The following is a 26,721-nucleotide window of genomic DNA, read 5'->3' on the forward strand; positions in this document are numbered from 1 at the left end:
CGTGTCCTGAGGGAGTTCGCCCTCAGGATAAGCCAGAGCGCCGAGCACAAGCTGCAGATATCGTGCGCCGAAAACCCCGGCTACTGCTGCTGCGCCTGCTCCATCTGCAGCCATAGCGCCGGGCCGCCGGCCGCCTTCTCGATCGCCGTCAGCCGCTCGGCATGGGCGGCCAGCTCCTGCTCGCTGGCGCGGATCACCCGGGTGCGTTGACGATCCTGCGGCAGCCGGCGGATCGCCGATGCCTGGGCCCGCCCGCCGTTCTCGCTCCCGTCGCCGGCCAGCGACAGGTGCGTCTGCCCACCGGTCATGGCCAGCCAGACGTCGGCGAGGATCTCGGCGTCGAGCAACGCGCCGTGCAGGTCGCGGTTGGAGTTGTCGACATCGTAGCGCTTGCACAGGGCGTCGAGGCTGTTGCGCTGGCCGGGATGGCGCTCGCGGGCCATCAGCAGGGTGTCGAGCACCGAGCAGTGGGCACCGATGTCGGCACGCTCGGTTTGGCCCAGCAGGGCGAATTCGTTGTCGATGAAGCCGATGTCGAACGCCGCGTTGTGGATGATCAGCTGGGCACCCTTGATGAATTCGAAGAATTCGTCGGCAATGTCGGCGAAACGCGGTTTGTCGGTAAGGAAATCATTGGTGATGCCGTGCACCGCGATGGCGCCTTCGTCCACCTCGCGGTCCGGCTGCAGATAGACATGGAAATGCCGGCCGGTGAGACGACGGCCCTGCAGTTCGACGCAACCGATCTCGATGATCCGGTGGCCTTCGGTCACCGGCATGCCGGTGGTTTCGGTATCCAGTACGACGCTGCGCATGCTCTGTCGATGCCTTTACAGGATATTTAGACGCGGTGTTTATTCTGCGCGCGGGCGGCGGCGACGCCGCGGTTGGCCAGCAGGTCGGCGCGCTCGTTGCCGGGATGGCCGGTATGCCCGCGCACCCAGCTCCAGGTGACCTGATGGCGAGCGACCTGCTCGTCGAGCTGCTGCCAGAGATCGGCGTTCTTCACCGGCTGGCGCGCGGCAGTCTTCCAGCCGCGCTTCTTCCAGTTCGGCAGCCATTCCTGAATACCGCGCATCACGTATTCGGAATCGGTGGTCAGCTGCACCTCGCAGGACCGCTTGAGCTCGGCCAGCGCACGGATGGCCGCGGTCAGTTCCATGCGGTTGTTGGTGGTTTCCGCCTCGCCGCCCCACAGCTCGCGCTCGACGCCGCGGCAGACCAGCAGGGCGCCCCAGCCTCCGGGACCGGGGTTACCCTTGCAGGCACCATCGGTATAGATTTCGACCTTGTCGCTCACTCAAGCCCCATGTTTCGACGCGCGCCGGCTGACCTTCGCCACCGGTAGCGGCAACAGCTTGCCGATGGGCTCCCGGCGGGTCTGCGGCAGTGGCCGCAGGCCGACCACCAGCTTGCGCACCACCAGCAGGTAGAAGCCGCCTCCCGGCATCTGCCAGGAATCGCCCCAGGACTCGAGGCGCGCGGTGCGGGATTGCCAGACGCTGGATGAAAGGGGCGGACGATAGCATCCGAAGCGGCGTTTCTCCAGCGCGAAGCCGAGCAGCGCCAGCCAGTCGCCGACTCGGCTGGCGCCGATGCAGCGGGCTTGGCGCAGGACGTCGCCGGCGAAATGGCGGCGCAGACCCCAGAGGCTGCGCGGATTGATGCCGACCACCAGAAGGTGACCGCCGGGACGCACGCTGCGCGCCGCCTCGCGCAGCAGCGCATGGGGCGACAGGCTGAAGTCCAGGGCATGCTGCAGCACCACCACGTCGGCGGCGTGCTCGGCCAGCGGCCAGGCCTGCTCCTCGCAGACGATCTGTACTCCCGGCAAGGGCGCGCCCAGGCGCACGCAGCAGCGGATCTGCCCCGCTCCCTCGAACTCGCCAGGCGGGCCGTAGTGCACCAGGTAGCCACCGAAGAAACGCGCCAGTTCCTCCTTGAGCAGACGCTGTTCCTCCTGCAGCATCTGCTGTCCGAGAGGCGTGGCGAACCAGTCGCGCGCGTCGCTCATCAGCGACAGCCACTGGGGATCGGCATGGACGAAAGCTCGGTCGGTCATGAAGGCTCCCTGCGTCGAATGCTCGGACTAAGATGAACGGACCCTTTTAAGTTTAGCGACCGCCAGCGTCAACATGCCCTCGGCGAACGCCGCCACCGGCCTGGAAGCGGCAAATTCCTTCTTGATGGACACCTTCGACAGGAGAATGCGGCAAACGCCCGAGTCACGTTACCGGGACGCCCGCGAACACAGCATGGTACGGATCGACGCCCTCCCCGCTTTCCAGGACAACTACATCTGGCTGCTACAGGAGCCGGCCAGCCGGCGCATCGCCGTGATCGACCCCGGCGATGCCGCCCCTGTACGCGCCTGGCTGGAGGCGAATCCCGGCTGGCAACTCGCCGATATCCTGATCACCCACCATCACGCCGACCACATCGGTGGCGTGGCGTCCCTCAAGCAGGCGACCGGGGCCCGAGTGCTGGGTCCCGACGACGAACGCATCCCGCTGCGCGATCTCACCCTGCACGACGGCGAGGAAGTCGACGTCCTCGGCTGCACCTTCAGGATTCTCGAGGTGCCGGGGCACACCCGCAGCCACATCGCCTATTTCCACGACGCCGCGCAGCCCTGGCTGTTCTGTGGCGATACCCTGTTCGCCGCCGGCTGCGGGCGCCTCTTCGAAGGCACAGCGGGTCAGATGCATCGGTCGCTACGCCGCCTGGCCGGGCTACCCGAAGCGACGCTGGTGTACTGCACCCACGAATACACCCTGAACAACCTGCGCTTCGCCCAGGCAGTGGAGCCGGACAACCCCGCCATCGCCCGGCGCCTGGCCGAGGTGAGCGCCTGGCGCGCCAAGGGGCTCGGCAGCCTGCCGTCGAACCTGGCCCTGGAGCGGAAAACCAACCCCTTTCTGCGCACTGGAGAAACATCCGTTAAAGAAAAGATGGCCCGCCGTAGCGGCCAGGCAACTCTTGATCCAGATCAAGTGTTCGCCGAATTGCGAGCCTGGAAGGACAATTTCTAGGCGGCCGCCTACAGTTTGAAAGTCCCCGATGGGTTGACCCTCCTTCGGGGTGCTTCCTAGAATCGGCCCACTTTTTTGCCCGGACCCCTTATCCGCCCATGTCAAACTCCCCCTTAAACAAGGATGTTGCCCCGGGCATATTGGCGCGGCGCACTCCATTTATCGTCATCCTCCTGGCCGCCGCCCTGGCGGGCTGTCAGAGCACCGGCGAGCGCAACAACGACGAATATGCGCGCCTGGCCGCCAAGCCCAAGCGCGAAACCCAATGGCTGAACCAGGGCGCCACCGCTCAGCCCCAGGACATCTGGGCACGCATGCGCGAAGGCTTCGCGCTGCAGGACGGGATCGAGATGGGCGTCAACCCGCGCATCGAGCGCCAGCGCCTGTGGTTCGTCAGCAACCCGGCACATATCGACAAGGTCAGCGAGCGCGGCGCGCTCTACATCCATTACATCGTCGAGCGCCTGGAAGAACGCGGTATGCCGTTGGAACTGGCCCTGCTGCCGGTCATCGAGAGCGCTTACAACCCCCTCGCCTATTCCCGTGCCCATGCCGTGGGCCTCTGGCAATTCGTTCCCGCCACCGGGCGCGACTACAACCTGCACCAGACCCAGTGGTACGACGGCCGCCGCGACATTACCGCCTCCACCCAGGCGGCGATCGAATACCTCTCCAAGCTCTACGACATGTTCAACGGTGACTGGCTGCTCGCCCTGGCGTCGTACAACGCCGGCGAGGGCACGGTCAGCCGGGCCATAGAGCGCAATCGCCGGCTCGGTCTGCCCACCGACTACTGGAACCTGCCCCTGCCCAAGGAAACCCAGGACTACGTGCCCAAGCTGCTGGCCCTGTCCCAGGTGATCAACACACCCGAGGCCTATGGCATCACCCTGAGCCCGATCGCCAACGAGCCCTATTTCGACCGGGTGGAGATCGGCGGCAGCATGGAGCTGTCGCGCCTCGCCGAGATGGCCGGCATCGACAAGGGCGACTTGCTCCGCCTGAACCCGGCCTACAAGCGCGGCATCACCCTGGACGGCCCGCAGTACCTGCTGGTGCCGACCGAGAATGCCGAGCGGCTACAGCTCAGCCTGGGACGCACGCCCGAGCAGTTGGCCGAATGGCGCAAGCAACGCACGACCGCCAGCCGGGGGCCCGTCTCCCCGAGAAGACCGGAATTGCACCGGACCTTCACCCTGCAGCAGGCCACCACGCCGCCCAGCGCGCGGCTGCTGGCCATGGAGGAAGCGGAAGAGGAGCCGCCACGCCGGATAGCAGCCAAGAAACAACGCAAGGCGGTGACCTATTACAAAGTACGCAAAGGCGACTCGCTGCATCGCATCGCCCAGCGTTTCCAAGTCGACGCCAAGACGCTGCAGCGCTGGAACTCCCTGAACGGCCGGACCATCCGCCCGGGACAGACTCTGACCCTCTTCCTGGCGAACTGACGGCAGCCGGCAGCGTCCGGCCGCAAAGACCCGCGGACCTTGCCGCCCGGCGGCTCCGCGAACGCGCGCAAGCCCCGGAGACACAAGCTTTTTCCAAGGCTGACAAGCTGTTACTGTAGCGGCCCGAATGTCCAGAAGTCGCCATGGATCGGACCCGCCCACCGATGCGCCCCCTTTGTCTGCTGCTGCTCAGTCTGCTCGCGAGTGCGCCGGCAGCTGCACGCATCACCGAAAGCCATGGCTACGCCCAGTTCGGCGCGCTCAAGTATCCGGCCCATTTCCGCCACCTCGACTGGGTCAATCCCAAGGCTCCCAAGGGGGGGCGCTGCGCCTGATGGCCCTCGGCACCTTCGATACCCTGAATCCCTACAGCTTCAAGGGCACCAGCCCGTCGGCGACGGCTGACTTTCTCCAGTACGGCATCAACGAGCTGAACGAACCGCTGATGGCCGGCGCGGGGGTATACGATCCGTCCGGCGACGAACCCGCCTCCAGCTACGGCCTGATCGCTGAAACCATCGAATACAACGAAAGCCGCAGCTGGGTGGTGTTCAACCTGCGCAAGGCAGCCCGCTTCCACGACGGCAAGCCGATCACCGCCGAAGACGTGGCCTTCTCCTACCGCCTGCTCAGCCAGGAGGGCCACCCCCAGTACCGCACCGAGCTGCGCGAAGTGCAGCGGGTCGACGTCCTCGGGCGCCACCGCATCCGCTTCGTCTTCAAGCGCTCTGGCAATCCGCTGCTGATCCTGCGTCTCGGCGAGCTGCCGGTGCTCCCCCGCCACTACTGGAAAACCCGCGACTTCAAGGCCACCACCTTCGAACCACCGCTGGGCAGCGGCCCTTACCGCATCGCCCAGGTGCTGCCGGGTCGGCGCCTGGTGTTCGAGCGGGTGAAGGACTGGTGGGGCGCCAAGCTGCCGATCAACCGCGGCAAGTACAACTTCGACCGGGTGGAGGTGGATTTCTACCGCGACAGCGGGGTCGCCTTCGAAGCCTTCAAGGCCGGACATTTCGACTTCTACATCGAGCACCAGGCGAAGAACTGGGCCAGGGGCTACCGCTTCCCGGCCGTGGAAACGGGCCAAGTCATTCGCGCCGCGATCCCGCACCGGATCCCGACCCAGACCCAGGCGCTGTTCATGAATACCCGGCGCAGCGTGTTCAGCGACCCCAGGGTGCGCGAAGCCCTGGGGCTGATGTTCGATTTCGAATGGACCAATCGCACCCTGTTCTACGGCGCCTACCGGCGTGCCGAAAGCTATTACCCGAACAGCGAGTTTTCCGCCACCGCCAAGCCCGAAGGCGAAGAATGGCTGCTGCTGTCCCAATATCGCCAGCAATTGCCGGAGCGCCTGTTCCGCGAGCCCTTTTCGCTGCCGAAGACCGACGGCCGCGGCATCCCGCGCGAGGCCCTGCGTCGTGCCCTCGCCCTGCTCGGCGAAGCCGGCTGGAAACCCTCCGGCCAGCAGTTGGTCGACGCCCGGGGCCAACCGCTGCGCTTCGAGATCCTGCTGGTCAATCCCAGCCTGGAGCGCATTCTCCAGCCCTACAGCGAGAACCTCGCCGGCATCGGCATCGAAGCGCAGTTGCGCACCGTCGATCGCGCCCAGTACAAGCACCGCTTGGATCACTTCGATTACGACATGATCCTGATGACCCTGCCGCAGACCCTCAGCCCCGGCCTCGAGCAATGGTTCTACTTCCACTCCAGCCAGGCCGGCGTGAAGGGCGGCAAGAACTACGCGGGCATCGCCAATCCGGTCGTCGACGGCCTGCTGGAGAACCTTCTGGCCGCGAAGACCCGGGAGCAACAGGTTGCCGCCACCCGAGCGCTGGATCGCGCCCTGCTCTGGCAGCACTACAGCATCCCGAACTGGTACATCAATCATCATCGCCTGGCGTACCGCAACCGGTTCGCCTTCGTCACCACGCCCCCTTACACCCTGGGCCTACGCGCCTGGTGGCTGAAGTCCACGGAGAACGACCGATGACGCGCCCACTGCGCTCCTTCCTGCTTGCTACCGGCGGCAGCCTGCTGCTCGGCCTGGCCGGCCTGGTCCAGGCCGCGCCGCAACATGCCCTGACCCTCTACGGCGAAGCGCCGAAATACCCCGCCGACTACCGGCATTTCGAGTACGTCAACCCGGATGCCCCCAAGGGCGGCACCTTGCGCCAGGCCGGGTTCGGCAGCTTCGACAGCCTCAACCCCTTCATCAACAAGGGCGTCGCCGCCGACGAGATCGGCCTGGTCTATGACACCCTGACCCGCCACAGCCTCGACGAACCCTTCACCGAATACGGCCTGCTCGCCGAGAAGATCGAGCGGGCGCCCGACAACAGCTGGGTGCGCTTCCACCTGCGCCCCGAGGCGCGCTTCCACGACGGCCATCCGGTGACCGCCGAAGATGTGGTGTTCAGCTTCGACATCCTGATGAAGGACGGTGCGCCTATGTATCGCGCCTACTACGCCGACGTCAGTCAGGCGGTCGCCGAGAGCGAGCGTCAGGTACGCTTCGATTTCAAGCATGCCGGCAACCGCGAATTGCCGCTGATCCTCGGCCAGTTGGCGGTACTGCCCAAGCACTGGTGGGCCGGCCGCGAATTCACCAAGTCCGGCCTCGAGCCGCCGCTGGGCAGCGGTCCGTACCGGGTCGCCGACGTCCAGCCAGGGCGCAGCGTCCGCTACGAGCGGGTCAAGGACTGGTGGGGCAAGGACCTGCCGGCGAACCGCGGCTTCTACAACTTCGACGCGGTGCAGATCGACTACTACCGCGACAACACCGTCGCCCTGGAAGCCCTGAAGGCCGGGCAGTTCGACTACTGGCTGGAAACCAGCGCGAAGAACTGGGCGACCGCCTACGACGTCCCGGCGATCAAGAACGGCCAGCTGATCAAGGAGGAGATCGCCAACAACAATCCGGCCGGCATGCAGGGCTTCGTCTTCAACATTCGTCGACCGCTGTTCCAGGACCGCCGGGTGCGCGAGGCCCTGGCCCTGCTGTTCGACTTCGAATGGACCAACCGCCAACTGTTCAACGGCGCCTACACCCGCACCCGCAGCTACTTCGACAACTCCGAGCTGGCCTCGCGCGGCCTGCCCGACGAGGCCGAGCGGAAAATCCTCGAGCCGCTGCGCGAGCAGATCCCGCCGGAAGTCCTCAGCAGCGAATTCCGCCTGCCGGTCAGCGACGGCAGCGGCATCATCCGCGACCAGCAGCGGCGCGCCTACCAGTTGCTGCAGGAGGCCGGCTGGCGGGTCGAGGGCGATCGCATGCTGGATGCCAAGGACCAGCCGGTGCGCATCGAGTTTCTCCTCGCCCAGGCCGATTTCGAACGCATCCTGCTGCCCTACAAGCGCAATCTCGCCGATCTCGGGATCAACCTGGAGATCCGCCGGGTCGATGTCTCCCAGTACATCAACCGCCTGCGCTCACGCGACTTCGACATGATGGTCGGCGGCTTCGCCCAGTCCAACTCGCCCGGCAACGAACAGCGCGAGTACTGGCATTCGGTCAGCGCCGACAATCCGGGTAGCCGCAATTTCATCGGCCTCAAGGACCCGGCCATCGACCGCCTGGTCGACGGTCTGATCCAGGCCGATACCCGCGACAGTCTGATCAGCCATACCCGGGCGCTGGACCGGACGCTGCTGTGGGGTCACTACGTGGTGCCGAACTGGCACATCAAGACCTGGCGGGTGGCCTACTGGAACCGCCTCGGCCACCCGGCGGTGACCCCGCGCTACGACATCGGCCTGTATACCTGGTGGAACAAGCCCGAGGCCGCGGCCGCCCCGAGCGCCCCGGCGGGCACGGAGCGCTGAGATGTTCGCCTATATCCTGCGCCGCCTGCTGCTGATCGTGCCGACCCTGTTCGGCATCCTGCTGCTCAACTTCGTCATCATCCAGGCCGCCCCCGGCGGCCCGGTGGAGCAGGCCATCGCCAAGCTGGAAGGCTTCGAATCCGCTGCCGGCGGTGCCACCGGACGCATTTCCGGCGGCGGCAGCGAGGTGTCCTCGGGCAGCTCCCGCTACCGCGGCGCCCAGGGGCTGGACCCCGAGCTGATCGCCGAGATCGAACGCATGTACGGCTTCGACAAGCCAGCCCACGAACGCTTCTGGCTGATGCTGACCAACTACCTGAGGCTGGACTTCGGCGAGAGCTTCTTCCGCGACGCCACGGTCGTCGACCTGATCATCGAGAAGATGCCGGTGTCGATTTCCCTGGGGCTGTGGAGCACCCTGATCATGTACCTGGTGTCCATTCCGCTGGGCATCGCCAAGGCGGTCCGCCACGGCAGCGCCTTCGACGTCTGGACCAGTTCGGCGATCATCGTCGGCTATGCGATCCCCGCCTTCCTGTTCGCCATCCTGCTGATCGTGCTGTTCGCCGGCGGCAGTTACTTCGATTGGTTTCCGCTGCGCGGGCTGACCTCGAACGACTTCGACCAGCTCAGCCTGGGCGGCAAGGTCCTCGACTACTTCTGGCACCTGGCTCTGCCGGTGACCGCTCTGGTGATCGGCAACTTCGCCACCCTCACGCTGCTGACCAAGAACAGCTTCCTCGACGAGATCAACAAACAGTACGTAGTGACCGCGCGCGCCAAGGGCCTGTCGAAGAACCGCGTGCTCTACGGACACGTGTTCCGCAATGCCATGCTGATCGTCATCGCCGGTTTCCCCTCGGCCTTCATCGGCCTGTTCTTCACCGGCTCGCTGCTGATCGAGGTGATCTTCTCCCTCGACGGCCTGGGCCTTTTGAGCTTCGAGGCGGCGATCAACCGCGACTATCCGGTGGTGTTCGGCACCCTCTTCATCTTTACCTTGCTGGGACTGGTCGTGAAACTGATCGGCGATCTCACCTATACCCTGGTCGATCCACGCATCGACTTCGAAAGCCGGGAGAGCTGACGATGAAGCTGTCCCCCCTCAACCGACGCCGGCTGGAACTCTTCAAGGCGCACAAGCGCGGCTGGTGGTCGCTCTGGCTGTTCCTCGCGCTGTTCGTCGCCAGTCTCGGCGCCGAGCTGATCGCCAACGACAGGCCACTGGTGGTGCATTACGACGGCGGCTGGTACTTCCCGGTGCTCAAGCGCTACCCGGAAACCACCTTCGGCGGCGAATTCCCGCTGACCACCAACTACAAGAGTCCGTATATCCAGAGCCTGATCGCCGAGAAGGACGGCTGGATGCTCTGGCCGCCGATCCCCTTCAGCTATTCGAGCATCAACTACGAGCTGACCGTCCCGGCGCCGGCGCCTCCTTCGCGGGTCAACTGGCTAGGTACCGACGACCAGGGCCGCGATGTGCTCGCCCGGGTGATCTACGGCTTCCGCATTTCGGTGCTGTTCGCCCTCATCCTGACCCTGCTCAGCTCGGTGATCGGCGTCGTCGTCGGCGCGCTGCAAGGCTTCCATGGCGGCTGGGTCGACCTGCTCGGCCAGCGCTTCCTGGAAATCTGGTCCGGCCTGCCGGTGCTCTACCTCTTGATCATCCTGGCCAGCTTCGTGCAGCCGAACTTCTGGTGGCTGTTGGGTATCATGCTGCTGTTCTCCTGGATGAGCCTGGTCGACGTGGTGCGCGCCGAGTTCCTGCGCGGCCGCAACCTGGAATACGTGCGCGCCGCCCGCGCCCTGGGGATGGGCAACGGCGCGATCATGTACCGGCACATCCTGCCCAACGCCATGGTCTCGACCATGACCTTCATGCCCTTCATCCTCACCGGCGCCATCGGCACCCTCACCGCCCTGGACTTCCTCGGCTTCGGCCTGCCGCCCGGCGCACCGTCCCTCGGCGAACTGGTCGCCCAGGGCAAGGCCAACCTGCAGGCACCCTGGCTGGGGATCACCGCCTTCGTGGTGCTGGCGCTAATGCTCAGCCTGCTGGTGTTCATCGGCGAGGCGGCGCGCGATGCCTTCGACCCGAGGAAGTGAGATGAACGATTCGCAAAACCTCATCGAGATCCGCGATCTCGCCGTCGAGTTCGTCGGCGGTGATCGGGTGCAGCGCGTCGTGGAGGGCGTCAGCTTCGACATCCGCTGCGGCGAGACCCTGGCCCTGGTCGGCGAGAGCGGCTCCGGCAAGTCGGTCACCGCCCACTCGATCCTGCGCCTTTTGCCCTATCCGCTCGCCCGCCACCCGGCCGGCAGCATCCGCTACGCCGGGCAGGATCTGCTCAAGCTCGACGAGCGCCAGCTGCGCGGCATCCGCGGCAACCGCATCGCCATGGTCTTCCAGGAACCGATGACCTCGCTGAACCCGCTGCACAGCATCGAGCAGCAGATCAACGAGGTTCTCGCCCTGCACAAGGGCCTGCGCGGCGCGGCCGCCACCGCGCGAACCCTGGAACTGCTCGAGCTGGTCGGCATCCCGAGCCGCACAAGCGTCTCAAGGCCTATCCCCACGAGCTTTCCGGCGGCCAGCGGCAGCGGGTGATGATCGCCATGGCGCTGGCCAACGAGCCGGAGCTTCTGATCGCCGACGAGCCGACCACGGCGCTGGACGTCACCGTACAGCTGAAGATCCTTGAACTGCTCAAGGACCTGCAGGCCCGCCTGGGCATGGCGCTGCTGCTGATCACCCACGACCTCAACCTGGTGCGGCGCACCGCCCACCGGGTTTGCGTCATGCGCGGCGGCACCATCGTCGAACAGGCCAGCTGCGAGGAAATCTTCCACGCCCCCAAGCACCCCTATACTCAGGAACTGCTCGGCGCGGAACCGCGCGGCGAGCCGGCGGACAACCCGGTCGGCGAGCCGCTGCTGGAAGTCGAGGACCTGCGTGTCTGGTTCCCGATCAGGAAGGGCCTGCTGCGCCGCACGGTCGACCACGTCAAGGCGGTGGACGGCATCGGCTTCACCCTGCACCGCGGGCAGACCCTGGGGATCGTCGGGGAAAGCGGTTCCGGCAAGTCCACTCTCGGCCTGGCGATTCTGCGCCTGCTGTCCAGCCAGGGTTCGATCCGCTTCCGCGGCCAGACGCTGAACGGCCTGTCACAGCACGAGATCCGCCCGCTGCGGCGCGAGATGCAGGTGGTTTTCCAGGACCCCTACGGCAGCCTCAGCCCGCGCATGTCGGTGGGCCAGATCGTCGGCGAGGGCCTGCAGATCCACCGCCTGGGCACACCGGCCGAGCAGGAGCAGGCGATCGTCGAGGCGCTGCGGGAAGTCGGCCTGGACCCGGAAACCCGGCACCGCTATCCGCACGAGTTCTCCGGCGGACAGCGCCAACGCATCGCCATCGCCCGGGCGCTGGTGCTGAAGCCGGCGCTGATCCTGCTCGACGAGCCCACCTCGGCGCTCGACCGCACGGTGCAGCGCCAGGTGGTGGAGCTGTTGCGTTCGCTGCAGCGCAAGTACGACCTGACTTACCTGTTCATCAGCCACGACCTGGCGGTGGTCAAGGCGCTCAGTCACCAGTTGATGGTGGTCAGGCAGGGACAGGTGGTCGAACAGGGGCCGGCGCAGAAGATCTTCGCCGCCCCGCAACACATTTACACACGGCAGTTGCTGGAAGCCGCCTTCCTGGCTCCCGGCAGCGCCGATTAACTAGAAGAGGAACTGATCCATGGGATTTCTCGCCGGTAAGCGCGTACTGATCGTCGGCGTCGCCAGCAAACTGTCCATCGCCTCCGGCATCGCCGCCGCGATGCATCGCGAAGGTGCCGAACTGGCCTTTACCTATCAGAACGACAAGCTCAAGGGCCGCGTCGAGGAGTTCGCCACCGGCTGGGGTTCCGGCCCCGAGCTGTGCTTCCCCTGCGACGTGGCCAACGACGAGGACATCGCCAAGGTCTTCGCAGAACTGGGCAAGAAGTGGGACGGCCTGGACTGCATCGTCCACTCGGTCGGCTTCGCCCCGGGCGACCAGCTGAACGGCGACTTCACCGAAGTCACCACCCGCGAGGGCTTCAAGATCGCCCACGACATCAGCGCCTACAGTTTCGTCGCCCTGGGCAAGGCCGGCCGCGAGATGATGAAGGGCCGCAACGGCAGCCTGCTGACCCTGTCCTACCTGGGTGCCGAGCGCACCATGCCCAACTACAACGTGATGGGCATGGCCAAGGCCAGCTTGGAGGCCGGCGTGCGCTACCTGGCCGCCAGCCTCGGCCCGGAAGGCACCCGCGTCAACTGCATCTCCGCCGGCCCGATCCGCACCCTGGCCGCCTCCGGCATCGCCAGCTTCCGCAAGATGCTCGCCGCCAACGAGCGCCAGACCCCCCTGCGCCGCAACGTGACCATCGAGGAGGTCGGCAACGCCGGCGCCTTCCTCTGCTCCGACCTGGCCTCGGGCATCAGTGGCGAGATCCTCTACGTCGACGGCGGCTTCAACACCACCGCCATGGGGCCGCTGGAAGACTGAGTCGCCCGCTCTTGCAGACTGGCGGTCCGGACGGCCGCCGATGACAATGCCCGCATCGCAGGATGCGGGCATTGTCGTTTCTATGCCCGTCTCGATGCTCCCCTTTGCCCGAGGTCGATGCCGTATGCAAGAGCAGTCCCCCGCCGAACTGATCTACGGTCTGGACGACCGCCCCGCCCCGCTTGCGGCGTTGTTCGCCGCACTGCAGCACATCCTCGCCAGCCTCGTCGGCATCGTCACCCCGCCGCTGGTGATCGGCACGGTGCTCGGTCTGGGCGAACAGCTGCCCTACCTGATCAGCATGGCGCTGCTGGTTTCCGGCATCGGCACCTTTCTGCAGGCCTGGCGGCCGCTGGGCATCGGTGCCGGGATGATCTGCCTGCAGGGCACCAGCTTCACCTTCCTCGGCGCGGTGCTCGCCGCCGGCCTGCTGGCCAGGAACCGCGGCGGCGGCCCCGAGGAGATCCTGGCGCTGATCTTCGGCGTGTGCTTTCTCGGCGCCTTCGTGCAGATCGTCCTCAGCCGTTTCATCGGCCAGTTGCGCCGAGTCATCAGTCCGCTGACCACCGGCATCGTCATCACCCTGATCGGCGTCAGCCTGATCAAGGTCGCCATCACCGATATCGGCGGCGGCTTCGGCGCCATGGACTTCGGCGCGCCGGGCAATCTCGCCCTGGGCGCGCTGGTGCTGCTGACCATCGTTCTGCTCAACCGCTCGCCACACCCCTGGGTACGCCTGTCGGCGATCGTCGTCGCCCTTGCCCTCGGCAGCCTGGCCGCCTGGCTATCCGGCCGGCTCGTCCCTCAGCCGCTGCCGGAACTGCCGGCGCTGAGCGTGCCGGAACTCTTCCGCTACGGTTTCGATTTCGCCTGGGCCGCCTTCGTGCCAGTGGCACTGGTCTACCTGATCAGCACCATCGAGACGGTCGGCGACCTCACCGCCAACTGCCTGCTGTCGCGCCAGCCGCTCTCCGGTCCGACCTACCTGGGCCGGCTCAAGGGCGGCGTGCTCGGCGACGGCGTCAGCTGCCTGATCGCCGCCAGCCTCGGCGCCTTTCCCAACACCACCTTCGCGCAGAACAACGGGGTGATCCAGATGACCGGCGTGGCCAGCCGCCATGTCGGCCTGTACATCGGCGCCATTCTCTTCGCCCTCGGCCTGTTCCCGGCACTCGGCGCGTTGCTGCAGCAGATTCCCAAGCCGGTGCTGGGCGGCGCCACCCTGATCATGTTTGGCAGTGTCGCCGCCGCCGGCACCCGCATCCTCGCCCGCGGCGCCTTGGGCCGCCGCGACATGCTGGTCATCGCCGCCTCCTTCGGTGTCGGCCTGGGCATCGCCGCACAGCCGCAATTGCTGCAGCAGATGCCCGAACTTGTGCGCAACCTGTTCGATTCGGCAATCACTACCGGTGGCCTAACGGCCATCTTCCTCGATCTGCTGCTGCCACGCGAGGCGCCGCTCGAAGAGGTCACGGAGTCCTGAGCAAGGTAATTGTCAGGGCCGCGGTTCGCCGGTGGGCAACGTCGCCCCCTGAACAGCTGCCGGACGGTACATGGTCAGTGCGATCCCGGTAAAAACCAAGGCGATGCCGCCCAGATGATAGAGGTGTGGCCGCTCGCCCAGCAGCAACGCCGAAAGGATGGTGCCGAACACCGGCATCAAGTGGATGAACAGCGAGCCTCGCGCCGGGCCGATGGCGGCAACGCCCGCGTTGTAGCAGAGAAAACCCAGGAAGGCCGCCACCACGCCCGCGTAGAGAATGCCGCCGATAGCGTGCATATTGACGACGATCGAGCGTCCTGCCGCGATTTCCCAAGCGTAGGCCGGCATCTGGGCCAGCAGGCCGACGGCGATGCAGGCCGCCAGCAGCAGCATCGGATGCACGCCCTGCGGCCGCCACTGCAGACCCACGGTATAGAGCCCCCAGGACACTACCGCCGCGAGCATCCACAGATCGCCGACATTCAGGCTGAGGGCCAGCAAGGTATCGAGACTGCCTTGGGCCACCAGAGTCAGCACCCCAATCAGCGAGACCGCCACGCCAAGAGCTTCGCGGCGGCTGAGGCGCTTGCCGAAGAGCAGGAAGGCTAGAGCGATGGTCGCCACCGGAATGAAGGAATTGAGCAGGATGGCGCTGGTCGCCGTGGTGTATTGCAGGGCGATATACGAGAAGGTGTTGTAGCAGCCGACGCCCAGCACGCCGAGCAGGAGCACCGCCCGCCAGCCCGCCCGCAGGGCCGGCCACTGGCTGCGCAGGTATGGCAGGGCGAGCGGCAGGACCAGGATGAAAGCGGTGGTCCAGCGCCAGAACGCCAGTCCCACCGGAGGCAGATCGCCGCGCAATCCGCGGCCCATGACCAGGTTTCCCGACCAGAACAGCGACGCCAGGGTGAGCAGCAGATAGGGATTGGCCAGCAGTCTTTTCATCGGGTCATCCGCTTGGGGAAAGAATCACTTTTCTTCTTTCAGGGGCAGCATCGGCGGGGTCGGTGTATACACCATCACCTCCAGCACCTCGGAATGGAACTCCCGGTGGTAGAGCACTATGACCACGCCTGCCGTGACCAGCATGAATACCCAGGGGTTGATGAACCAGGCCAGCATCGCCAGGCCGAAATAGTAAGCGCGCAGGCCGAAGTTGAACTGGTTGGCCGCCAGCGAGATGACCCGGGCTACACGCTCGGCGAAAGCCTTGCGCTCCTGCTCGGTGACATGCCGCTCGCCCACCATGGGCGCAGCACCGACCAGCACCGCCGCGAAGTTGTACTGGCGCATGCACCAGGTGAAGGTGAAGAAGGCATAGACGAACACCACGCTCAGGCAGAGCAGCTTGATTTCGGAGAGCTCACGGCTGGCAACCTGGACGAAGGGCAATTCGGCCAGCAGGGACACCGCGCGCTCGGACGAGCCCAGCACGGTGAGAATGCCGGCGAGAATGATCAGCGTGCTGGAGGCGAAGAAGGAAGCGCTGCGCTCCAGACTGCCGATCACGCTGGCATCGGCGATACGGCTGTCGCGCAACAGCAGACGGCGCATCCAGTCCTCGCGATAGAGGTGCATGATGCTGGCCAGACAGGGAGTATCGCGCCCCTTCCAGGTCGCATAGCGGGTATACCCTCCCCAGCAAAGGGCGAACCAGAGAACGGCGAAAAGGTGGGGCAGATAGCTGTCGGCGCTGAACATCAATGCTCCTTTTGTCGGAAGGCCGGAATGTGAGAAGCCCGTCACTTTACCCAGACAACGAAAAAATGCCAGCCGGCGGGACCGGCTGGCATTTTCCCGGAAAGCGGCTTCGACAGCTTCAGGAGCGCTTGATTTCCCAGCCGGTCAGCTCGGCCAGAGCCTTGCCGATATCAGCCAGAGAGCGAACGGTCTTCACACCGGCATCCTGCAGGACGGCGAACTTCTCGTCCGCAGTTCCCTTGCCGCCGGAGATGATCGCGCCGGCATGCCCCATGCGCTTGCCCGCCGGTGCGGTGACGCCGGCAATGTAGGAAACCACCGGCTTGCTGACGTTGGCTTTTATATAGGCCGCCGCCTCCTCCTCGGCGCTGCCGCCGATCTCGCCGATCATCACGATGGCCTCGGTCTGCGGATCGCCCTGGAACAGCTCGAGGATATCGATGAAGCTGGAACCCGGAATCGGATCACCGCCGATGCCTACGCAGGTGGATTGGCCGAAACCGGCATCGGTGGTCTGCTTCACGGCTTCGTAGGTCAGCGTGCCCGAACGGGAAACGATACCGACTTTGCCCGGCAGGTGGATATTGCCGGGTTGGATGCCGATCTTGCACTCGCCGGGAGTGATCACGCCCGGACAGTTGGGGCCGATCAACCGCACGCCCAGTTCGTCGCACTTGAGCTTGACCTGCAGCATATCGAGAGTCGGTATGCCCTCGGTGATGCAGACGATCAGGCGGATGCCGGCAAAAGCCGCCTCGAGAATCGAGTCCTTGCAGAACGGCGCAGGCACGTAGATCACCGAAGCATCGGCGCCCGTAGCTGCCACAGCTTCCCGGACTGTGTTGAATACCGGCAGCCCGAGATGGATAGCACCGCCCTTACCCGGGGTCACGCCTCCGACCATCCGGGTGCCATAGGCCATCGCCTGCTCGCTATGGAAGGTCCCCTGACTGCCGGTGAAGCCCTGACAGATGACCTTGGTGTCCTTGTTGACCAGGATGCTCATCGGTTGCCCTCCGCAGCCTTGACCACCTGCACTGCCGCGTCGGTCAGGCTGTTGGCCGGAATGATGTTCAGACCGCTCCGGGCCAGCGTCTCGGCCCCCAATTCGGCATTGTTCCCCTCCAGGCGAACGACGACCGGAACCTTGACCCCGACTTCCCGGACCGCACCGATGATGCCCTCAGCGATCATGTCGCAGCGCACGATGCCGCCGAAGATATTGACCAGCACGGCCTTCACGTTGGCGTCGGAGAGGATGATCTTGAACGCTTCGGTCACCCGTTCCTTGGTCGCGCCACCGCCGACGTCGAGGAAATTGGCCGGCTTGCCGCCATGCAGATTGACGATGTCCATGGTGCCCATGGCCAGACCGGCGCCGTTGACCATACAGCCGATGTTGCCCTCGAGCGCCACGTAGTTCAGCTCCCATTTCGCCGCATGCACTTCGCGGGGATCCTCTTGGGACGGATCGTGCATGGCGCGTAGCCTGGGTTGGCGAAACAGGGCGTTACTGTCGAGGTTGACCTTGGCATCTAGGCAGATGAGATTGCCGTCCTTCTGGACCACCAGCGGGTTCACCTCCACCAGGAACAGGTCGTGCTCTTGGAACAGCTTGGCCAGACCGATGAAGATATGGGTGAACTGCTTGAGCTGATCGCCCTGCAGACCCAGTTGGAAAGCCAGTTCGCGGGCCTGGAACGGCTGGGCGCCAATCAGGGGATCGATGGTGGCCTTGAGGATCTTCTCAGGAGTTTCATGGGCGACCTTTTCGATGTTGACCCCGCCCTCGGTCGAAGCCATGAAAACGATACGACGGCTGGAGCGGTCGACTACCGCGCCCAGGTAAAGCTCCCGCTCGATGTCGGTACACCCCTCGACCAGGATCTTGCTAACCGGTTGCCCCGAAGCGTCCGTCTGATAAGTCACCAAGCGCTTGCCCAGCCAGGTGAGCGCGAAGTCCTTCGCCTCTTCCCGGCTCTTGACCAGCCGGACACCGCCGGCCTTGCCGCGGCCACCGGCATGCACCTGGGCCTTCACAACCCAGCAGTTGCCACCAATCTTGTCACAAGCCTCTGCGGCGCCTTCGGGGGTATCGACGGCAAAGCCTCGGGACACGGGTAAACCATATTCGGCAAAAAGCTGCTTGCCTTGATATTCATGGAGATTCATATCTGTTTACCGCTCTGGTTTTTATAAGCTGTCCTTGCACAGCATGGTGCCTGACCCATGCTGCCACGGTAGCTATGACCATACCAGCGAAAACAGCGCGGCAGACGCTCCGCTGCAGCCGGAAAGGGCCGCAGCGGATTGTCTGCCGCAGTGGTGTTGCCGTGTAGCTTTAGTTACTTCTTGCGGTTGGCAATGTGAATTGCATGACCGCTGACCGCCAGGGCGGCTTCATGCAGCGCCTCGGACAGGGCCGGGTGCGCGAAGACCATCATGCCCAGGTCTTCGGCGCTGGTGCCGAATTCCATAGCGATAGCGCCTTGCTGAACCAGTTCGGCAGCGCTCGGGCCAATCACGTGAACGCCCAGCACGCGGTCGGTCTTGGCATCGGCGATGACCTTGACGAAGCCGGCGGTATCGTTGGCAGCCATGGCACGACCGCTGGCAGCGAACGGGAATACGCCGACATTGATGGCCACGCCTTCGGCCTTGAGGGCCTGCTCGGTCTTGCCCACACCGGCGATTTCCGGGTGGGTGTAGATGACCGCCGGAATCAGGTCGTAGTTCATCTGGGCCTTGTGACCGGCAATGCGCTCGGCAACCATCACGCCTTCTTCCGAAGCCTTATGGGCCAGCATCGCGCCGCGCACCACGTCGCCGATGGCGTAAACGCCCGGCACGCTGGTGGCACAGAAGTCATCGACATAGATGAAGCCGCGCTCATCCATGGTCACACCGCTATCGGCAGCCAGCAGATCGGTGGTCACCGGACGACGGCCGACCGCGACGATCAGCTTGTCGAAGGTCTGCGACTTCTCGCCTTCGGCATCGATAAACTTGACGGTGACCTGCTTGTCCTTGACCTCGGTGCCAGTGACGCGGGCTCCCAGCAGGATCTTCAGGCCTTGTTTGGTGAGGATCTTCTGGGCTTCCTTGGCCACTTGCTCGTCAACTGCCGGCAGGAACTTGTCCATGGCCTCGAGCACGGTGACTTCGGCACCCAGACGCGACCAGACCGAACCCAGCTCCAGACCGATCACGCCGGCGCCGATCACGCCGAGCTTGCCCGGAACGCTCTGGAAGTCCAGGGCACCGGTGGAGTCGACGATGACGTCCTGGTCAACCGGAGCCGGCGGGATTTCCACGGGCTTGGAACCGGAAGCGAGGATGACGTTCTCGGTGTCGAGCACCTGGGTGCTGCCATCGGCGGCGGTGACTTCGACCTTCTTGCCGGCCAGCAGCTTGCCGTGACCTTCGAACAGAGCGACACCGTTGGCCTTGATCAGCGAGGAAACCCCGCCGGTGAGGTTACGCACAATCTGGTCCTTGCGGGCGACCATGGTCGGCACGTCCATGGCAACTTCGCCGGTGCTGATACCGTGGAGCTTGAAGCTCTCATGGGCCTCGTGGAACTTGTAGGAGCTGTCCAGCAGGGCCTTGGAAGGAATGCAGCCCACGTTCAAGCAGGTGCCGCCCAGCGCAACCTTGCCTTCCTTGCCCTTGTACTTCTCGATCACGGCAGTCTTGAGGCCGAGCTGGGCCGCCTTGATGGCAGCCACATAGCCGCCCGGGCCGGCGCCAATCACAACCACGTCGAACTTCTGGCTCATAACAAATCCTCTTCTTTAAAGCGGCGTGAAGCCGCCAGCACGGGCTTCCTCAGAAGCCCGTGCGGCAGCTTGCGGTCTCAGATCAGATATCCAGCAGCAGGCGAGCCGGATCCTCCAGGAGATCCTTCATGGTTACCAGGAAGGTAACGGCCTCCTTGCCATCGATCAGACGGTGATCGTAGGACAGGGCGAGATACATCATCGGCAGGATGACCACCTGGCCGTTGACGGCCATCGGGCGCTCCTGGATCTTGTGCATGCCGAGGATGGCGGTTTGCGGCGGGTTGACGATCGGGGTAGACAGCAGGGAACCGAACACGCCACCGTTGGAGATGGTGAAGGTACCGCCGCTCATTTCCTCGATAGTCAGCTTGCCGGCCTTGGCCTTCTTGCCGAACTCGTTGATACCGCCTTCGATTTCCGCCAGGCTCATGAACTCGGCGTTGCGCAGGACCGGCACCACCAGACCACGATCGCTGGACACGGCCACGCCAATATCCTGGTAGCCGTGGTAGACGATGTCGTTACCGTCGATGGAAGCGTTGACGCCCGGCTGGCGTTTCAGAGCCTCAACGGCAGCCTTGACGAAGAAGGACATGAAGCCCAGACGTACGCCGTTGTGGGTCTTCTCGAACAGGTCCTTGTATTTGGCGCGCAGTTCCATGACCGGCTTCATGTTGACTTCGTTGAAAGTAGTCAGCATGGCCATGGAGGACTGGGCCTCGACCAGACGCTCGGCGACCTTGGCACGCAGGCGGGTCATCGGCACGCGCTTCTCGACACGGTCGCCGGCCGCGAACAGCGGAGCGGCAGTGGCGGCGGCCGGCTGACCGGCAGGAGCGGATTTCTTGGCCTCGACGGCAGCGACCGCGTCTTCCTTGGTCACACGACCGCCCTTGCCGGTGCCGGTAATGCTGTCGGCAGCGATGGCATTTTCTTCGGCAATCTTGCGGGCGGCCGGGGACAGGATCGGCGCTTCGGCAGCGGCCGGGGCGGCAGCAGCCGGAGCGGCAGCGGCCGGGGCCGGGGCGGCAGCCGGAGCAGCAGTGGCAGCGCCACCCTCAGTCAGCTTGCCGAGCAGCTCGCCGCTGAGCACGGTGTCGCCTTCGTTCTTGACGATCTCGGCAATCACGCCATCCGCTTCAGCCAGCACTTCCATCACGACCTTATCGGTCTCGATGTCGACGATCAGCTCGTCGCGCTTGACGGCTTCGCCGGGCTTCTTGTGCCAGGTAGCGACAGTGCCGTCCGCGATCGATTCTGGGAAAGTCGGGGCTTTGATATCGATAGCCATTATCTAAAGTTCCTATTGATTCGTTGCTTCTGCGAGAAAGCGTTAAACAGTGAAAGCATCCTGCAGCAGTTTTTCCTGCTGCTCGGCATGCATCGATGCATAACCGCAAGCCGGAGCTGCCGAGGCTTCGCGACCGGCGTACTGAAGGAACAGATCCTTCTTGTGCGCGCTGGCGACACGACGCATATGATGCTGGCTGCAGTACCAAGCGCCCTGGTTCATCGGCTCTTCCTGGCACCAGACCACGTGCTTGAGGTTGGTGTAGGGCGCCATGACCTCGGCCAGCTCCTCTTCCGGGAACGGATAGAGCTGCTCGATACGGACGACGGCGATATCCTCGCGGCCTTCAGCACGGCGCTTGTCCAGCAGGTCGTAGTAGACCTTGCCGCTGCACAGGACCAGACGCTCGACCTTCTTCGGATCGAGGCTGTCGACCTCCGGCAGGACCGGATGGAAGGAGCCATGGGCCAGTTCTTCCAGAGTCGAGATCGCCGCCTTGTGACGCAGCAGCGACTTCGGCGTCAGGGCCACCAGCGGCTTGCGCAGCGGGCGGATCACCTGGCGGCGCAGCATGTGGTAGACCTGCGCCGGGGTGGTCGGCACGCAGACTTGGATGTTCTGCTCGGCACAGAGTTGCAGATAACGCTCCAGGCGGGCGGAGGAGTGCTCCGGACCCTGGCCCTCATAGCCGTGCGGCAGCAGCATGGTCAGGCCGCACAGACGGCCCCACTTGGTCTCGCCGCTGCTGATGAACTGGTCGATCACCACCTGAGCGCCGTTGGCGAAGTCGCCGAACTGGGCTTCCCAGATCACCAGCGCGTTCGGCGTGGTGGTGGCGTAGCCGTATTCGAAGGCCAGAACCGCTTCCTCGGAGAGGAAAGAGTCATACAGGTCGAAGTTCGGCTGACCGTCGAACAGATGCTGCAGCGGGATGTAGCGGCTGGCGTCCTTCTGGCTGTGCAGCGCGGCATGGCGGTGCGAGAAGGTACCACGGCCGACGTCCTGGCCGGTGATGCGTACCGGATGGCCTTCCTTCAGCAGGGTGGCGTAGGCCAGGGTCTCGGCGCAGCCCCAGTTGATCGGCATGGCGCCGACGCCCATGCGGTCGCGATCCTCGAGGATCTTGCCGACCTGGCGCTGGACCACGAAGCCTTCCGGGATCTGCAGCAGCTTGGCGTTCAGCTCCTGCAGGGTCTTCAGGTCGTAGCTGGTGTCGTGACGGGCGGTCCAGGCATGGCCCAGATACGGGGTCCAGTCGACGAACAACTCGGTGTTCGGCTCCTTTACCAGGCTCTTGAGCACGTGCTGGCCGTTGTCCAACGCGGTACGGTATTCGTCGGCCTTGGCCTGGACCTCTTCCTGGTTCAGGCTACCTTCCTTGACCAAGGCGTCTGCGTACAATTCGCGGGTGGTGCGCTGCTTGGCGATCTGCTGGTACATCAGCGGCTGGGTGCCGCTCGGCTCGTCAGCCTCGTTGTGACCGCGACGACGGTAGCAAACCAGGTCGATGACCACATCGCGCTTGAATTGCATGCGGTAGTCGACGGCCAGCTGGGTCACGAACAGCACGGCTTCCGGATCGTCGCCATTGACGTGCAGAACCGGCGCCTGAATCATCTTAGCCGGATCGGTGCAGTACTCCGTAGAGCGGGTATCAGCCGGGTTGCTGGTGGTGAAGCCAACCTGGTTGTTGACTACGATGTGGATGGTACCACCCGTCTTGTAGCCGCGGATCTGCGACATCTGGAAGGTTTCCATCACCACGCCCTGACCAGCGAAGGCCGAGTCGCCGTGAATGGAGATCGGCACCACCTTTTCGCCGGTAGCGTCACCACGACGATCCTGACGGGCACGTACGGAACCCTCGACCACCGGAGAAACAATTTCCAGGTGCGACGGGTTGAACGCCATGGCCAGGTGAACTTCGCCCCCCGGAGTCATTACGTTGGAGGAGAACCCCTGGTGGTACTTCACGTCGCCGGAGCCCAGCTCGACCAGTTTCTTGCCTTCGAACTCGTCGAACAGGTCGCGCGGGTTCTTGCCCAGCGCGTTGACCAGCAGATTCAGACGGCCGCGGTGGGCCATACCGATGACGACTTCCTTAGTGCCGTAGGAGCCAGAGCGCTGGATGATCTCATCGACCACCGGAACCAGACTCTCGCCACCTTCCAGCCCGAAGCGCTTGGTGCCCGGATACTTGGTACCCAGATACTTCTCCAAGCCTTCCGCAGCGGTCAGGCGCTCGAGCAGGTGGCTCTTCACTTCGCGGGAGAACACGGGACGACCGCGTACGCTCTCCAGACGCTGAGCGAACCAGTTACGCTGTTCAGAATCGACGATATGAGTGAACTCGGCACCGATAGTGCGGCAATATGTCTCCTGCAACGCTTGCAGAATTTCGCGTAGGGTCGCCTCTTCCTTACCGATATAGAGTTCGCCGGTGCGGAAAGTGGTATCCAGATCGGCGTTGGTCAGCCCGTAATGGGTGATTGACAGATCGGAGGGCGCAGTGCGTTGCCACAAACCGAGCGGGTCCAGCTGCGAAGCCTGATGACCGCGCATGCGGTAGGCCTGGATGAGACGCAGGACTGCAACCTGCTTCTTCTCGTGTTCGGTGCTTACGCTGGAAGTTGCAACCGGTTGCGCGCGGCGCTGGTTTTTCGCCAGCAAAACGAATTGGTCACGAACCGGAGCGTGTGGAACGTCGGTAGAGGTACCGGCGCTGGTGGGTAGTTTCTCGAAGTAGGTGCGCCACTCTTCGGGCACAGCGTTGGGATCGTGCAGGTAAAGCTCATAGAGCTCTTCCACATAAGCAGCATTTCCACCCGAAAGGTGGGCACTGTTCCACATGCGCTGCATAACGCTATCTTGCATGCTTGGTCACCCTCTTGAGGGGATACCACCGGCGCGAGCCGCACATGGTCGTTCCAAAGTCATGGAGCAGCGACTTTGGTAAAGCCACTACGGATCCCACAGATAGTCCGGACGTCTTTGCCCGGATGCCCCTGCTAGTCAAATTCTTCATAGGAGCGCGGCTTCATGAGCTGCGGATCCAGCTTTGCCTGCGACGCCAGGAACTCCTGACGCCGCAGGTACACGGTATTGCCAAGAACCGATCAGGTACCGCTACGCAGCAGCATGTCGCGCACGTGACCGATGGCCTTGGTCGGATTCAGGCCTTTCGGACAGACATACACGCAGTTCATGATGCCGCGGCAACGGAATACGCTGAACGGGTCGTCCATGGCAGCCAGACGCTCTTGGGTCTTGGTGTCACGGCTGTCGGCCAGGAAACGATAGGCCTGCAGCAATGCAGCGGGACCGAGGAACTTGTCCGGGTTCCACCAGAAGGACGGACAGGAGGTCGAGCAGCAAGCACACAGGATGCACTCGTAGAGACCGTCCAGCTTCTCGCGCTCTTCCGGGCTCTGCAGACGCTCGATGGCCGGGGCGGGAGTATTGTTTTGCAGGTAGGGCTGCACCTTCTCGTACTGCTTGTAGAAGATGCTCATGTCCACGACCAAGTCGCGGATAACCGGCAGACCGGGCAACGGACGAATAACCAGCTTGCCGTCAGTCACCACGCTGGACAGCGGGGTGATGCAGGCCAGGCCATTCTTGCCATTCAGGTTCATGCCATCGGAACCGCAAACACCCTCACGGCAGGAGCGACGGTAGGAGAAGCTGCCGTCACGCTCCTTGATCAGGGCCAGGACATCGAGAACCATGAGGTCCTTGCCGTCGATGTCAATGTTCAGATTCTGCATGTAGGGAGCAGAATCCTGCTCCGGGTTGTAGCGATAAACGCTAACTTGCAATGTCTTGGGCAGCGACATATCGATAACCCTTAATAGGTACGCACTTTGGGTTCAAACGCCGGGACAGTCTTCGGCGCGAAGTTGACGGCACGCTTGGCCACGCGCTTGTCACCCGGGAAGTACAGGGTGTGGCACAGCCATTCCTTATCGTCACGCTCCTCGAAGTCCTCACGGGCATGGGCACCACGGGATTCCTTACGGGCCTCTGCAGCGATCGCGGTGGCTTCGGCCACTTCGAGCAGGTTCTGCAGCTCGAGCGCCTCGATGCGGGCGGTGTTGAACGCCTGGCTCTTGTCGTTGATCTTGACCTGAGCGATACGATCACGCAGCTCGGCCAGTTGGGCGATGCCCTTCTGCATGTATTCGCCGGTACGGAACACGCCGAAGTAGTTCTGCATGCAGTTCTGCAGCTCTTTGCGCAGAGGAGCGACCTCTTCACCACTGCTGCGCTCATTTACGCCAGACAGACGCTTGAGGGACTCATCGATGTCAGACTCGGAAGCACCGCGGTATTCGATGCCTTCCTTGAGCGCCTTCTCCAAGTGCAGACCGGCGGCACGACCGAACACAACCAGGTCAAGCAGCGAGTTGCCGCCCAGACGGTTGGCACCGTGTACGGATACGCATGCCACTTCGCCGACCGCGAACAGACCTTCGATGATCTTGTCGTTGCCATTGGCGTCCTGGGTAATGGCCTGACCATGGATGTTGGTGGCTACGCCGCCCATCATGTAGTGGCAGGTCGGTACAACCGGAACCGGAGCAGTCACCGGATCGACATGAGCGAAAGTCTTGGACAGTTCGCAAATGCCAGGCAGACGGCTGTGCAGAACTTCCTCGCCAAGGTGGTCGAGCTTCAGCAACACATGGTCGCCATCCGGACCACAGCCATTGCCAGCGATGATTTCCTTGACCATGGAGCGCGCAACCACATCGCGGCCCGCCAGGTCTTTGGCGTTCGGAGCATAACGCTCCATGAAACGCTCGCCGTGCTTGTTGATCAGGTAGCCACCCTCGCCGCGGCAACCTTCGGTCACCAGAACACCGGCACCGGCGATACCGGTCGGGTGGAACTGCCACATCTCGATGTCCTGCACCGGCACGCCGGCACGCAGAGCCATGCCTACGCCGTCACCGGTATTGATCAGCGCATTGGTGGTCGAGGCGTAGATGCGACCGGCACCGCCGGTAGCCAGAACTACAGCCTTGCAGCGAATATAGACAGTCTCACCAGTTTCAATGCAAATGGCGATGATGCCGACCACAGCGCCGTCCTGGTTCTTCACCAGATCGACCGCGTACCACTCGTTGAGGAAAGTGGTGTTGTTCTTCAGGTTGCCCTGATAGAGGGTATGCAGCAGCGCATGGCCGGTACGGTCAGCAGCCGCGCAAGTACGGGCAGCCTGACCACCGTTGCCATAGTCCTTGGACTGGCCACCGAACGGGCGCTGATAGATGCGGCCGGTTTCGGTACGGGAGAACGGCAGGCCCATATGCTCGAGCTCGAATACGGCCTCGGGGCCGACCGAGCACATATATTCGATGGCGTCCTGGTCACCGATGTAATCGGAGCCCTTGACGGTGTCGTACATGTGCCAGCGCCAATCATCGTTCGGGTCGGCCGAGGCGATGGCACAGGTAATACCACCCTGTGCAGAGACAGTATGCGAACGGGTCGGAAATACCTTGGTGACCACTGCAGTCTTATGACCGCCCTGAGCCAGTTGCAGGGCAGCACGCATGCCAGCACCACCACCGCCGACGATAATTGCGTCGAAGGAAAGCGTACGAATGTTAGCCATGA

20 protein-coding genes and 2 pseudogenes are annotated in these 26,721 nt (G+C 64.0%); 10 read left to right on the forward strand and 12 right to left on the reverse strand.

Going from position 1 to position 26,721, the window contains the following annotated elements; translation table 11 throughout:
* Positions 1–80: 80 nt before the first annotated feature.
* From dnaQ to Atro_RS03925, 3 genes are read right to left on the reverse strand one after another with little or no spacing between them, the layout of a single operon-like run.
* On the reverse strand, positions 81–815 hold the full coding sequence (dnaQ, locus tag Atro_RS03915; protein ID WP_497926518.1) for a DNA polymerase III subunit epsilon: 735 nt from the start codon (positions 813–815) through the stop codon (positions 81–83).
* A 26-nt stretch (positions 816–841) separates the two neighbouring features.
* The gene (gene rnhA, locus Atro_RS03920; RefSeq protein WP_497926519.1) at positions 842–1,300 is read right to left on the reverse strand and encodes a ribonuclease HI; all 459 of its coding nucleotides are present in this window, start codon (positions 1,298–1,300) and stop codon (positions 842–844) included.
* Positions 1,301–2,062: a class I SAM-dependent methyltransferase gene (locus tag Atro_RS03925; RefSeq protein ID WP_497926520.1), complete on the reverse strand. Its 762-nt coding sequence runs from the start codon at positions 2,060–2,062 to the stop codon at positions 1,301–1,303. It abuts the gene before it with no gap.
* A 193-nt stretch (positions 2,063–2,255) separates the two neighbouring features.
* On the opposite strand from Atro_RS03925, the gene gloB reads away from it, so the two are divergent.
* The 10 genes and pseudogenes from gloB (at position 2,256) to Atro_RS03975 (ending at position 14,325) form a co-directional block, all read left to right on the forward strand.
* Positions 2,256–3,032 (forward strand): hydroxyacylglutathione hydrolase, encoded by a 777-nt coding sequence (gloB, locus tag Atro_RS03930; RefSeq protein ID WP_497927601.1) that lies wholly within the window; start codon positions 2,256–2,258, stop codon positions 3,030–3,032.
* Between the two features lie 98 nt (positions 3,033–3,130).
* Positions 3,131–4,480: a lytic transglycosylase domain-containing protein gene (locus tag Atro_RS03935; protein WP_497926521.1), complete on the forward strand. Its 1,350-nt coding sequence runs from the start codon at positions 3,131–3,133 to the stop codon at positions 4,478–4,480.
* Between the two features lie 164 nt (positions 4,481–4,644).
* Positions 4,645–6,473: pseudogene (locus tag Atro_RS03940) on the forward strand (extracellular solute-binding protein).
* Positions 6,470–8,305, forward strand: coding sequence for an extracellular solute-binding protein (locus Atro_RS03945; protein ID WP_497926522.1), 1,836 nt, complete (start codon positions 6,470–6,472; stop codon positions 8,303–8,305). The pseudogene Atro_RS03940 and the gene Atro_RS03945 overlap by 4 nt, the downstream one beginning before the upstream one ends.
* 1 nt (position 8,306) lies before the next feature.
* Complete coding sequence (locus Atro_RS03950; protein ID WP_497926523.1) at positions 8,307–9,392, forward strand: microcin C ABC transporter permease YejB; 1,086 nt, start codon at positions 8,307–8,309, stop codon at positions 9,390–9,392.
* Between the two features lie 2 nt (positions 9,393–9,394).
* A complete protein-coding gene (locus Atro_RS03955) occupies positions 9,395–10,414 on the forward strand; it encodes an ABC transporter permease (RefSeq protein ID WP_497926524.1) in 1,020 nt (339 codons plus the stop codon).
* A 1-nt stretch (position 10,415) separates the two neighbouring features.
* A pseudogene (locus Atro_RS03960) lies at positions 10,416–11,179 on the forward strand (ATP-binding cassette domain-containing protein); the annotation flags it as partial.
* Between the two features lie 6 nt (positions 11,180–11,185).
* Entirely contained in the window at positions 11,186–12,028 is an 843-nt protein-coding gene (locus Atro_RS03965; protein ID WP_497927602.1) for an ATP-binding cassette domain-containing protein, read from the forward strand.
* 19 nt (positions 12,029–12,047) lie between these two features.
* The gene (fabI, locus tag Atro_RS03970) at positions 12,048–12,842 is read left to right on the forward strand and encodes an enoyl-ACP reductase FabI (protein WP_497926525.1); all 795 of its coding nucleotides are present in this window, start codon (positions 12,048–12,050) and stop codon (positions 12,840–12,842) included.
* 124 nt (positions 12,843–12,966) lie between these two features.
* Positions 12,967–14,325, forward strand: coding sequence for a uracil-xanthine permease family protein (locus Atro_RS03975; RefSeq protein ID WP_497926526.1), 1,359 nt, complete (start codon positions 12,967–12,969; stop codon positions 14,323–14,325).
* A gap of 12 nt (positions 14,326–14,337) precedes the next feature.
* On the opposite strand, the gene Atro_RS03980 is transcribed toward Atro_RS03975, so the two are convergent.
* From Atro_RS03980 to sdhA, 9 genes are all read right to left on the reverse strand, one after another.
* Complete coding sequence (locus Atro_RS03980) at positions 14,338–15,270, reverse strand: DMT family transporter (RefSeq protein ID WP_497926527.1); 933 nt, start codon at positions 15,268–15,270, stop codon at positions 14,338–14,340.
* Positions 15,271–15,294: 24 nt separating this feature from the next.
* Complete coding sequence (locus tag Atro_RS03985) at positions 15,295–16,026, reverse strand: DUF599 domain-containing protein (RefSeq protein ID WP_497926528.1); 732 nt, start codon at positions 16,024–16,026, stop codon at positions 15,295–15,297.
* 118 nt (positions 16,027–16,144) lie between these two features.
* On the reverse strand, positions 16,145–17,032 hold the full coding sequence (gene sucD / locus Atro_RS03990) for a succinate--CoA ligase subunit alpha (RefSeq protein WP_497926529.1): 888 nt from the start codon (positions 17,030–17,032) through the stop codon (positions 16,145–16,147).
* Complete coding sequence (gene sucC / locus Atro_RS03995; RefSeq protein WP_497926530.1) at positions 17,029–18,198, reverse strand: ADP-forming succinate--CoA ligase subunit beta; 1,170 nt, start codon at positions 18,196–18,198, stop codon at positions 17,029–17,031. The genes sucD and sucC overlap by 4 nt, the downstream gene beginning before the upstream one ends.
* Before the next feature lie 173 nt (positions 18,199–18,371).
* Entirely contained in the window at positions 18,372–19,805 is a 1,434-nt protein-coding gene (gene lpdA / locus Atro_RS04000) for a dihydrolipoyl dehydrogenase (RefSeq protein ID WP_497926531.1), read from the reverse strand.
* Positions 19,806–19,887: 82 nt separating this feature from the next.
* Entirely contained in the window at positions 19,888–21,099 is a 1,212-nt protein-coding gene (sucB, locus tag Atro_RS04005) for a dihydrolipoyllysine-residue succinyltransferase (RefSeq protein ID WP_497926532.1), read from the reverse strand.
* 42 nt (positions 21,100–21,141) lie between these two features.
* Positions 21,142–23,973, reverse strand: a complete 2,832-nt coding sequence (locus Atro_RS04010) for a 2-oxoglutarate dehydrogenase E1 component (RefSeq protein ID WP_497926533.1) — start codon at positions 23,971–23,973, stop codon at positions 21,142–21,144.
* Between the two features lie 242 nt (positions 23,974–24,215).
* Complete coding sequence (locus tag Atro_RS04015; RefSeq protein WP_497926534.1) at positions 24,216–24,935, reverse strand: succinate dehydrogenase iron-sulfur subunit; 720 nt, start codon at positions 24,933–24,935, stop codon at positions 24,216–24,218.
* An 11-nt stretch (positions 24,936–24,946) separates the two neighbouring features.
* On the reverse strand, positions 24,947–26,719 hold the full coding sequence (gene sdhA, locus Atro_RS04020) for a succinate dehydrogenase flavoprotein subunit (protein ID WP_497926535.1): 1,773 nt from the start codon (positions 26,717–26,719) through the stop codon (positions 24,947–24,949).
* Positions 26,720–26,721 lie beyond the last annotated feature (2 nt).

This window comes from Azotobacter tropicalis (assembly GCF_059739045.1).